The organism is Pseudoalteromonas sp. T1lg22 (assembly GCF_002964645.1).
Taxonomy (GTDB): domain Bacteria; phylum Pseudomonadota; class Gammaproteobacteria; order Enterobacterales; family Alteromonadaceae; genus Pseudoalteromonas.
The window spans coordinates 339,449-349,897 of record NZ_PQBY01000006.1 but is presented as its reverse complement, the minus strand read 5'-3'; the positions used below and the strand labels follow the sequence as shown (position 1 = coordinate 349,897).

The 10,449-nt window shown below is 49.0% G+C and carries 9 protein-coding genes; 8 read left to right on the top strand and 1 reads right to left on the bottom strand.

Features of this window, described 5'->3' with window-relative positions; translation table 11 throughout:
* Positions 1 to 211 precede the first annotated feature (211 nt).
* The 6 genes from epd (at position 212) to C2M24_RS03790 (ending at position 7,224) form a co-directional block, all read left to right on the top strand.
* Positions 212 to 1,222, top strand: coding sequence for an erythrose-4-phosphate dehydrogenase (gene epd / locus C2M24_RS03815; protein ID WP_105213365.1), 1,011 nt, complete (start codon positions 212 to 214; stop codon positions 1,220 to 1,222).
* A gap of 41 nt (positions 1,223 to 1,263) precedes the next feature.
* On the top strand, positions 1,264 to 2,442 hold the full coding sequence (locus C2M24_RS03810; protein WP_105199477.1) for a phosphoglycerate kinase: 1,179 nt from the start codon (positions 1,264 to 1,266) through the stop codon (positions 2,440 to 2,442).
* A gap of 136 nt (positions 2,443 to 2,578) precedes the next feature.
* Positions 2,579 to 3,643 (top strand): class II fructose-bisphosphate aldolase, encoded by a 1,065-nt coding sequence (gene fba / locus C2M24_RS03805; RefSeq protein ID WP_105213364.1) that lies wholly within the window; start codon positions 2,579 to 2,581, stop codon positions 3,641 to 3,643.
* Positions 3,644 to 4,079: 436 nt separating this feature from the next.
* Positions 4,080 to 4,769, top strand: a complete 690-nt coding sequence (phoB, locus tag C2M24_RS03800; protein WP_105199479.1) for a phosphate regulon transcriptional regulator PhoB — start codon at positions 4,080 to 4,082, stop codon at positions 4,767 to 4,769.
* A gap of 67 nt (positions 4,770 to 4,836) precedes the next feature.
* Positions 4,837 to 6,168: a phosphate regulon sensor histidine kinase PhoR gene (phoR, locus tag C2M24_RS03795; RefSeq protein ID WP_105213363.1), complete on the top strand. Its 1,332-nt coding sequence runs from the start codon at positions 4,837 to 4,839 to the stop codon at positions 6,166 to 6,168.
* An 87-nt stretch (positions 6,169 to 6,255) separates the two neighbouring features.
* Positions 6,256 to 7,224 (top strand): PstS family phosphate ABC transporter substrate-binding protein, encoded by a 969-nt coding sequence (locus tag C2M24_RS03790; RefSeq protein WP_105199481.1) that lies wholly within the window; start codon positions 6,256 to 6,258, stop codon positions 7,222 to 7,224.
* Positions 7,225 to 7,288: 64 nt separating this feature from the next.
* Here C2M24_RS03790 and argE read toward each other — a convergent pair whose 3' ends face one another.
* On the bottom strand, positions 7,289 to 8,434 hold the full coding sequence (argE, locus tag C2M24_RS03785; protein ID WP_105213362.1) for an acetylornithine deacetylase: 1,146 nt from the start codon (positions 8,432 to 8,434) through the stop codon (positions 7,289 to 7,291).
* A gap of 226 nt (positions 8,435 to 8,660) precedes the next feature.
* On the opposite strand from argE, the gene argC reads away from it, so the two are divergent.
* Positions 8,661 to 9,668 (top strand): N-acetyl-gamma-glutamyl-phosphate reductase, encoded by a 1,008-nt coding sequence (gene argC / locus C2M24_RS03780; RefSeq protein WP_105213361.1) that lies wholly within the window; start codon positions 8,661 to 8,663, stop codon positions 9,666 to 9,668.
* Between the two features lie 10 nt (positions 9,669 to 9,678).
* The gene (gene argB / locus C2M24_RS03775) at positions 9,679 to 10,449 is read left to right on the top strand and encodes an acetylglutamate kinase (RefSeq protein ID WP_105199484.1); all 771 of its coding nucleotides are present in this window, start codon (positions 9,679 to 9,681) and stop codon (positions 10,447 to 10,449) included.

Sequence of the window (10,449 nt, the reverse complement as noted above, 5' to 3'; positions counted from 1 at the left end):
TGTAGAATAACTACACCACACATGTGCCGCCTTGTATAAATTCACTGCAAACTGCTGCAGAAACAAACAACAAAGGTCAACAGACCCTAAGGGGCTCGGCGGTTTTTATTTATACTCCCCCCCTTACACTTGAGCCCCATGTCTATTACAATAGCGGCCATTCTTTTAAGACCTGCATATAGGCAACTTTTCAAGGCGGTAGTCTGTAGTTATGGCAATTAAGCTGGCAATTAATGGCTTTGGCCGCATCGGCCGTAATATTTTACGTGCTTTATATGAGAGCGGACGCCGCAACGAATTTGAAATTGTTGCAATCAACGAGTTAGCCAAGCCAGAAGGTATAGCTCATTTACTCAAATATGATACCGCCCATGGGCGTTTTGCCTTTCCCGTGGAGCTAGGCGAGCAGGCCTTGATCGTTGATGGCGACAGCATTGCCTTGTACTGTGAGCAAGATGCCAGCGCCTTGCCTTGGCAAGAGCACGAGGTTGATATCGTACTTGAGTGTACCGGGGTGTACCACTCTCGCCTAGATGCGCAAAAACATTTGCAGGCCGGCGCCAAAAAGGTGCTGTTTTCGCAGCCCGCCGATGCCGATGTTGATGCCACCATAGTCTTTGGCATTAACGACCACGAATTAAACGCTCAGCAGACAATTGTTTCCAATGGCTCTTGTACCACCAACTGTATTGTCCCTGTGATCCAGGTGCTTGACGATGCTTTTGGTATCGAGTCTGGCGCCATTACCACCATACATGCTTCCATGCACGATCAGCAGGTCATCGATGCTTATCATGATGATTTGCGCCGCACCCGTGCCGCAAGTCAGTCTATAATTCCGGTGGATACTAAATTAGCGCGTGGCATAGAGCGCATTTTACCTAAATTCCATGGCCGCTTTGAGGCCATTGCTGTGCGCGTGCCAACCATTAATGTGACCGCCATGGACCTGAGCGTAACCGTCAACAGCGATGTTTCGCTTAGTGATGTTAACCAGGCCATTGCCAAGGCGGTACACGGGCGTCTTGCGGGCATTTTAGACTATACCGAAGAACCTCTGGTGTCGGTCGATTTTAATCATGATGCACATTCTTGTATCATCGACGGTACACAGACACGGGTTAGTCATAAACGTTTGATAAAACTATTAGTATGGTGTGACAACGAGTGGGGGTTCGCTCATCGAATGCTCGATACCTCGGCTGCGTGGATGCAACAATAAGCATCTAACTTTGTATAAAACGTATAACTAAGGAGATGAGAATGTCGGTCATTAAGATGGCGGATTTAGATTTAGCAGGCAAACGCGTATTGATCCGTGAAGATCTAAACGTGCCTATTAAAGATGGTAAGGTAAGTTCTGATGCGCGTTTGCGTGCCGCTTTGCCGACCATTCAATTGGCGTTAGACAAGGGCGCTAAGGTGATGATTATGTCGCACCTAGGCCGTCCTACAGAAGGTCAATATGACGATGCATTCTCACTGGCTCCTGTGGTTGATTACCTGAACGACAAGCTGTCACAAGATGTACGTTTAGCGAAAGATTACCTAAACGGCGTAGAAGTTGCTGACAACGAAGTTGTGGTATTCGAGAACGTACGTTTTAATCCGGGCGAAAAAGCTAACGACGAAGCGCTGGCGAAGCAACTAGCCGCCTTGTGTGACGTCTATGTAATGGATGCCTTCGGTACCGCGCACCGCGCTCAGGCTTCAACTCATGGTGTCGGCATGCATGCTCCTGTAGCCTGTGCCGGTCCTTTGCTTGCTGCGGAACTAGACGCGCTAGGCAAAGCCCTTGATAACCCAAGACGTCCTTTGGTTGCCATTGTTGGTGGCTCTAAGGTATCAACCAAGCTAACCGTGCTTGATTCACTATCAAACGTGGTTGACCAACTGGTTACCGGTGGCGGTATCGCTAACACCTTTATCGCAGCGGCCGGTCACCCGGTAGGTAAGTCTTTATACGAGCAGGACCTTATCGGCGAAGCGCAAAAGCTGACCGAGAAAGCCCGTGCTAACGGCGGCGACATTCCGGTGCCTGTTGATGTGGTTGTTGGTAGCGAATTCTCTGAGTCGGCGGTAGCCCAGCTTAAAGACGTGCAGGAAGTAACCGACGAAGACATGATCTTCGATATTGGCCCGGACACGGCGAAAGAGCTTGGTGAGATCATTGCTAAAGCCGGCACTATCGTATGGAATGGCCCGGTTGGCGTATTCGAGTTTGACCAATTTGGTAACGGCACACAAAGCATAGCTAAAGCCATTGCCGAGTCGGATGCCTTCTCGATTGCCGGTGGTGGTGACACCTTAGCTGCCATTGATAAATATCATGTGGCTGATAAGATTTCATACATCTCTACCGGTGGTGGTGCCTTCTTGGAGTTCCTGGAAGGGAAAAAACTACCTGCGGTTGCTATGCTAGAAGAGCGAGCAAAGCAATAAAATACTATAAGGCCGGCCTCTCACTTTTGCCGGCCTTGTGTTTGGAGCCAATAGGCTCTTGTTTGAAATAATTCAAACATCATCCCGTTCAAAAAACCCGATAGTCTGGTGCTATCAAAAATTGGAGATAAGCGAAATGGCTTTGATCAGTATGCGTCAACTTCTCGACCATGCGGCGGAATTTGGTTACGGCGTACCAGCCTTCAATGTAAATAACCAAGAGCAAATGCGTGCCATCATGGAAGCGGCCGACAAAACAAACAGCCCGGTTATTGTGCAAGGTTCTGCCGGCGCGCGTGCATACGCAGGTGCCCCTTTTATTCGTCATATGATTTTGGCGGCAATCGAAGAGTGGCCACACATCCCGGTAGTAATGCACCAAGACCACGGTACTTCACCGGCGGTATGTCAGCGTTCTATCCAGCTTGGCTTCTCATCGGTCATGATGGATGGCTCATTGCTTGACGATGGTAAAACGCCTTCATCTTATGAGTACAACGTAGACGTAACTCGTCGCACAGTAGAAATGGCCCACGCTTGTGGTGTTTCTGTTGAGGGGGAGCTAGGTGTTCTAGGTTCACTTGAAACCGGTGAAGCGGGTGAAGAAGATGGTATCGGTGCGGTAGGTAAACTATCTCACGATCAGCTACTTACAGACCCAGAAGAAGCGGCGGACTTCGTTGCTAAAACCGGTGTTGATGCCCTGGCAATCGCCTGTGGTACTTCGCACGGTGCCTACAAGTTTACTCGTCCACCAACGGGCGATATTCTTGCTATCGATCGCATCAAAGAAATCCACAGCCGTATTCCTGATACGCACCTGGTAATGCACGGTTCGTCATCGGTACCACAAGAGTGGCTAGCTGTGATCAACGAGTTCGGCGGTGAAATCCCTGAAACTTACGGTGTGCCGGTAGAGCAGATCGTTGAAGGTATCAAGCACGGTGTACGTAAGGTAAACATCGACACGGATCTACGTTTGGCGTCAACCGGTGCCGTTCGTCGTCACCTGGCGCAGAACCCTGCGAACTTCGATCCTCGTAAGTTCCTTGCTGAAGCAACTAAGGCGATGACAGAGATCTGTGTAGCGCGTTATGAAGCCTTCGGTACTGCCGGTCAGGCAAGCAAGATCAAGCCTATCTCGCTTGATGACATGCACCTGCGTTACCTAAGCGGTGAGCTAAGCCCTAAAATTAAATAATTTTAGCGACTTAGCCAGATAAAAAGCCTCGTATTTCACGGGGCTTTTTTGGATCAGTCTTTTATCAAGAATCGATCTTTGGGATCAGATTTTTATCAACCCAACGATGTTTTCGGATCAATATCTTACCTATTGCCCGCTAAGGGCCGCAAACCCTGATTAAGAAGTGAACAATTATCAGTCGGTTAGTTGAAGAGGGCTTAGCCATACTTGGTATAAAACTGATCCCGGTCGGGATCAATTAGTAAAATATTGATCCCTCATGGCCTGCTTAGTACAAATCTGATCCTGCCAAGGTCGCTTAGTAAAACGCTGATCCCTGCTGATCAAAAGGATTTTTGCGAGATCCCCGTTATGGGTGTAGTCTTTCATAAAACTGTCACAAAAAGTCATAATAATGACATCAGTCCAATAAAACTGATTAGAGATAAATGGAATGTCACGTAAAGTTCTTGTTGTTGATGATGAAGCACCCATCCGCGAGATGCTGGTGTTTGTATTAGAACAGAATGGTTTTCAGGCTATCGAAGCTGAAGATTACGACTCTGCGATAGCGGCCATGGTTGAGCCTTACCCAGATATGGTGCTACTGGATTGGATGCTTCCCGGTGGCAGTGGTATTCAAATTGCCAAAAAGTTTAAGCAAAATGAGCATACCCGTCAGATCCCCATTATAATGCTGACCGCTCGTGGTGAAGAAGAAGACAAGGTTCGTGGTCTTGAGGTTGGTGCCGACGATTATGTAACCAAGCCGTTCTCACCAAAAGAGTTAATGGCACGTATTAAAGCCGTGATCCGCCGCGTGGCGCCTACTTCTTTGGAAGAGGCCATTGAGGTACATGGCCTACGTCTGGATCCTATTTCACACCGCGTTACCTCGCAGGGCAGTGAATTGGATATGGGTCCTACCGAGTTCCGTTTATTGCACTTCTTTATGACCCATCCTGAGCGCGTGTACAGTCGCGAACAGTTACTGGATCATGTGTGGGGCACAAACGTGTATGTGGAAGACAGAACAGTGGATGTGCATATTCGTCGCTTACGTAAAGCCATCTCACCTAAGGGTCATGATCGTTTAGTACAGACCGTACGTGGCGCCGGTTATCGTTTTTCAAGTAAGGTTTAGCCTGCCATCAATTACTTTCATGGATGAGTGGGTTTATGCCTAGCCAGGCATAAAGCAGAGATATTTTATGTATCGAGTAGTTAATAAACGAACCCTAACCAAGCGTTTGTTTATGTATTTTTTACCATTGGTGCTGATAGGCGTGCTTGTAGGCGCGCCTTTTTTGCTTCTCTTCCTCGGCGCCTTTACCCTCTTGTTATGGCATTATCGCCAACTGTATCGTCTCAGCGACTGGTTGATAAACCAGCGTAGCTTTAATCCCCCCGAGGGAGAGGGGGCCTGGGAGCAGGTCTTCGAAGGGATCTACCATCTGCAACAACGCAATCGCAAAAAGCGCAATGAACTGGCCGACTTAATTCGCCGTTTTCGCGAAGGTGCGGAGGCTGTGCCCGATGCGGTTATCGTGCTGCAGCGAGATCTCAGCATAGGCTGGTGTAACCAATTGGCGCTGCGATTATTAGGACTGCAATGGCCTACCGATCATGGCCAGCGCATCGACAACCTGATCCGCCACCCTAAATTCAGCAGCTATATGGCCGATGGCGACTATGAGGAAGCCCTGGAGCTGGACATAGCCCACAATGGTGAGCAGGTGCTGGAGTTCCGGGTGATGCCTTATGCTCAGTCGCAGATCATGATGGTGGTGCGCGATATTACCCGTTTAAAACAGCTTGAGCAGATGCGCAAAGACTTTGTCGCCAACGTTTCCCATGAGCTACGTACGCCGCTGACCGTGGTAACCGGTTATCTGGAAATGATGGATAGCGACAATATGCCGCCGCCAGCGATGTGGAATAAGGCGCATGGCACCATGATAGAGCAGTGTCAACGCATGGACTCGCTGGTCAATCAGCTGTTGTCTTTGTCCCGCATCGAAGGGGCGCGTAAACATGACAATGATAAGCCGGTGCATGTACCACAGATGCTGGAAATTATTCATACCGAGGCGCAGTCGCTCAATCAGGACAAACAGCACAAGTTGATCTTTGAGGTGGATGCAGATCTCGATATTCTCGGTGCCGCCGATGAATTACGAAGTGCGTTTTCGAACTTGGTTTTCAATGCCGTGCATTACACCCCGGAAGGCGGTGAAATCACCGTGCGCTGGCAGCGTAAGGATGGTTATGCCCACTTTAGCGTTAACGACAACGGCGAGGGCATAGCACCTGAGCATCTTAATCGTTTGACCGAACGCTTTTATCGCGTTGATAAGGCTCGCAGCCGCAAAACCGGCGGTTCAGGCCTGGGTCTGGCTATTACCAAGCATGTGCTTTCGCGCCACGATTCTCAGTTGCACATAGAAAGCACAGTGGGCGAAGGCTCGTGTTTTTGGTTTACTTTCGCGCCGAGCTGGATAGTGACCAATAATCCAAATTCAGCACTATCGGCAAAGTCATAAAATTGTCATTTTCGAGTAATCTAACTGTCATTTTGTCACTGCACAATGGTCACAGTTGAAACATGGGACGATAAATTGGAGAACCCAATGAAATTTAAAAACTTAGTTGCTGCAATGGGCGTTGCTGTTAGTGCCCTAACTGCAGGTCAGGCGATGGCCACAGATCAAGCTATCGCAGAATATGAAAAAACAAGCGGCATCTCTGGTAACTTTTCATCAGTAGGTTCTGATACCTTAGCCAACATGATGACTTTCTGGGCAGAAGAATATAAGCGTATTTACCCTAACGTAAATATCCAGATCCAAGCGGCTGGTTCATCTACTGCGCCACCGGCATTGACTGAAGGCACAGCGAACTTTGGCCCTATGAGCCGTAAGATGAAGTCGAAAGAAATCGAAGCTTTCGAAAAGCGTCACGGTTACAAGCCTACTGAAATCCGCGTAGCGATTGATGCTCTAGCTGTATTCGTACACAAGGACAACCCAATTGAAGGTCTACGTATCGACCAGGTAGATGCTATTTTCTCATCTACTCGTAAATGTGGTGCAGCAGAAGAAGTTAACCGTTGGGGCGATATCGGCCTAGAGGGCGACTGGGCTGCTAAAGACATCCAGCTTTACGGTCGTAACTCGGTATCTGGTACTTACGGTTACTTCAAGAAAAAAGCACTTTGTAAAGGTGACTTCCGTAACAACGTAAACGAGCAACCAGGTTCTGCTTCTGTAGTACAGTCAATCTCATCATCAGTTAACGCTATCGGTTACTCTGGTATCGGTTACAAAACTTCTGGTGTTCGTACCGTACCTCTAGCGAAGAAAGGCGACAAGTTCGTAGATGCAACTCTAGAGAATGTTGCTACTGGTAAGTACCCACTATCACGTTTCCTATACGTTTACGTGAACAAGCATCCAAATAAACCGCTTGCGCCTATCGAAGCTGAGTTTATTAAAATGGTACTTTCACAAACAGGTCAAACAATTGTTGAGAAAGACGGTTATGTGCCACTTTCTAATACAATGGTTGAAGCTGAGCTTAAAAAGCTAGGCTTGATGTAATCCTTTGAATCTTGTTGATTAGATAACAAAGCCCCTCACATTGAGGGGCTTTTTTTATGCCTGTTTACCAGCAGCTTTGATAGATAAGCTCTTTTATGATCTGCTGTGAAGGGAAGATACGCTCCATGGCCAAATATTCATTAGGCTGATGCGCCTGCTCGATAGATCCCGGCCCCATGACTATGGTTTCACAGCCCAGCTGTTGGATAAAGGGCGCTTCGGTGCAGTAGTTAACCGCCACCGCCTGCTGTTGCGAAAGCTTTTCTGCCAGTTTTACCAGGGCGCTGTCCTTGGTGCCGGCGAAGGCTGGAATGGGCTCGTGCATATCCCAAACCTCCACAGAGCCTGGATAGCGAGCATTGATATCCTTGGTAGCATCAAGCAGCATGGCCTGCAGCTCGGCGATGCTAAGCCCGGGCAGTGGGCGCATATCCAGTTGTAATTCACAGCAGCCACAAATGCGATTGGCATTATCGCCACCATGGATATGACCCAGGTTCAGGGTTGGGTAGGGAATAGCAAAATCGGGAACTGAATATTTATTCTTTAACTCTTCTTTTAACTTCAGCAGGTTTTGAATCACCAAATGCATCACTTCAATGGCATTTATGCCGCGCTCTGGATCTGAGCTGTGGCCGCTTTTACCAACAATGCGAATCGCCGAGGTCATATGCCCCTTATGAGTAAATACCGGCACCATGTCGGTGGGCTCGCCGATAATACAGCGCTCGGGTTTAAGGTCCGGATAACGGGCCACCTCTTGAGCTCCGGCCATGGTGGTTTCTTCATCGGCGGTGGCCAACAACAATAAGGGGCGTTGTTGCTTGCTGCTATCGAGCTCGGCAATAGCATTGAGCACAAAAGCAAAGAAACCTTTCATATCAATACTGCCTAAGCCATAGAGCTTGTTGTCTTCGGCTATAAGCTTAAAGGGATCCCGCTGCCAGCGGCCTTGGTCGAAGGGCACGGTATCCGTATGCCCGGCCAGCATTAAACCACCGGCGCCGTTGCCGCGTTTGGCCAGCAGATTGTATTTTCCGGGGGCGCTTTGCAGTTCAATAACTTCACAGTGAAAACCCAGGGACTCGCACCAGGTTGCCAGCAGTTCAATAACGCCACGGTTACTCTGGCTAAGCGCAGGATCGAGGGAGCTTATCGAGGGGGCGGCGATAAGCTGCTGGTAGCGCGTCAGAAAGTCTGGGTTCGACATATAAATTCCAAATATTTATTCATAAAGATTGCATAACAATATAAATGCCTTTATAGTGAATATCAATTCACATTTTAAGCATAAATATTGGCTCGGTTTAATGGTTCACTACCTCTTTAGCATAACGTCACGACGATAGTTCGAGTACACATATCTCCCTTGTGTACTCGATTTTTTTCGTCGGGCGTCTCGCCCGTTACTTACTGTCTGATTTTGAGTGTAATTAATGAATATTGTAATTATTGGCGCGAGTGGCTACAGCGGTGCAGAGCTAGCCAAATTAGTCGCAACACATCCTCACTTTGAACTTGTTGGCTGTTATGTTTCGGCCGGCAGTGCGGATCTTCATAAGCCCCTAAGTGCCCTGTATCCAGAGCATAAGGGCATAGTGGATCTGCCGCTGCAAGGCATGGACGATAATGCGATTGCCAGCATAGCTGCGCAGGCCGACGCTGTGTGTCTGTGTACAGATCATAAAGTCAGTGTAGATCTGGCTCCTCAGTTTCTTGCCCATGGCTTGAAAGTGTTTGATCTATCCGGTGGCTTTCGTCTTGCCGATGCCCATTTGTATGAAGAATTCTATGGTTTCACCCATCAACATCCCGAGCTGTTAGCGCAGGCCGTGTATGGTCTGGCGGAATGGCACAGCGAAGCGCTTAAGACCGCGCAGTTGGTGGCTGTGGCTGGTTGTTACCCGACCGCCAGTTTAAATGCCCTTAAACCTTTGCAGCAGGCGGGCTTGTTGGCTGGCGATCAGCAGGTGATCATCAATGCGGTATCTGGGGTAACAGGAGCCGGGCGAAAAGCCGCTATCGGCACCCACTTCTGTGAAGTCTCTTTGGCTCCTTATGGTTTGTTTAACCATCGTCATACACCGGAAATCGAGCAGTCTTTGCAGCATCCTGTGCTCTTTACGCCGCATCTGGGTAATTTTAAACGCGGCATTTTGGCCACTATTTACGCCACCTTAAATGCCGGTGTGACCCTGGATGATGTCAGCAGTGCCTACCAGGTACTGGCCGACGAACCTCTAATTCGCCTGTTGGGCGCCAATCAGGTGGCCTCCATTAAGGGCATAGAAAATCAACCCTATGTCGACCTTGGTTGGCATGTAAAAGGGCAGCAGCTGATTGTCAGCGCCGCCATAGACAACCTACTGAAAGGCGCCTCGGGTCAAGCACTGCAGTGTATGAACCTGAATGCGGGCCTGGCCATTAACACCGGTTTGGTATGAGGAACACATGATGACTACTAAGAAAACTTGGGTAATCAAACTCGGTGGTGCGGTATTAAATAATCCCGCGGCGCTTGATGCGCTCTTTGTGGCTTTGGGCTCGCAGCAACAGGCGAATTTCGTGGTTGTCCATGGCGGCGGTGCTCTTGTTGACAGCTGGCTGCAAGACGCAGGTTTTGCTACCGCCAAACATCAGGGCTTACGTATTAGCCCGGTGGAGCAAATGCCTTATATCGTCGGCGCCCTGGCCGGTTGTGCTAACAAGCAATTACTGGGTGCAGCGCTGAAAAACAAGTTACAGCCAGTGGGCTTGAGCCTGTTTGAGGCGGGTATTAACGCCGAGCAAAAGCTAAAGGCACTGGGCCAGGTCGGTGAGTGTATCCCCACTGCTGACTCTATTTTACCCCTGCTTATTGAAGCCGGACGCTTGGCGCTAGTGAGCTCTATTGGTTTTGATGAGCAAGGACACTGGTACAACGTTAACGCCGATGAAGCAGCGGCGGCCATCGCCAAGCTACTTGGCGCCGAACTTATTTTTATGACGGATGTGGAAGCCGTGCTGGACCAACAAGGTCAAGCCCTGCATCAACTAGATAAAGCACAAATCGAAGACCTGATAGCACAAGGAGTTATCTCGGGCGGGATGGAGGTCAAAGTAAAGACCAGCCTTCTTGCTGCCCAGCATTTACGACGTGGTGTGTATATCTCCAGCTGGCAAAAGCCAGAAAACCTTATTGCATTGCTCCAAGGAGAGCATGTTGGCACCCAAATTAGTATGTAG

Bases quoted from the DNA above. Each gene is read 5' to 3' on its own strand.
- phoB (WP_105199479.1), top strand. From the start codon at position 4,080: ATGTCACGTAAAGTTCTTGTTGTTGATGATGAAGCACCCATCCGCGAG.
- phoR (WP_105213363.1), top strand. From the start codon at position 4,837: ATGTATCGAGTAGTTAATAAACGAACCCTAACCAAGCGTTTGTTTATG.
- argE (WP_105213362.1), bottom strand. From the start codon at position 8,434: ATGTCGAACCCAGACTTTCTGACGCGCTACCAGCAGCTTATCGCCGCC.
- C2M24_RS03790 (WP_105199481.1), top strand. From the start codon at position 6,256: ATGAAATTTAAAAACTTAGTTGCTGCAATGGGCGTTGCTGTTAGTGCC.
- epd (WP_105213365.1), top strand. From the start codon at position 212: ATGGCAATTAAGCTGGCAATTAATGGCTTTGGCCGCATCGGCCGTAAT.
- argB (WP_105199484.1), top strand. From the start codon at position 9,679: ATGACTACTAAGAAAACTTGGGTAATCAAACTCGGTGGTGCGGTATTA.
- C2M24_RS03810 (WP_105199477.1), top strand. From the start codon at position 1,264: ATGTCGGTCATTAAGATGGCGGATTTAGATTTAGCAGGCAAACGCGTA.
- argC (WP_105213361.1), top strand. From the start codon at position 8,661: ATGAATATTGTAATTATTGGCGCGAGTGGCTACAGCGGTGCAGAGCTA.
- fba (WP_105213364.1), top strand. From the start codon at position 2,579: ATGGCTTTGATCAGTATGCGTCAACTTCTCGACCATGCGGCGGAATTT.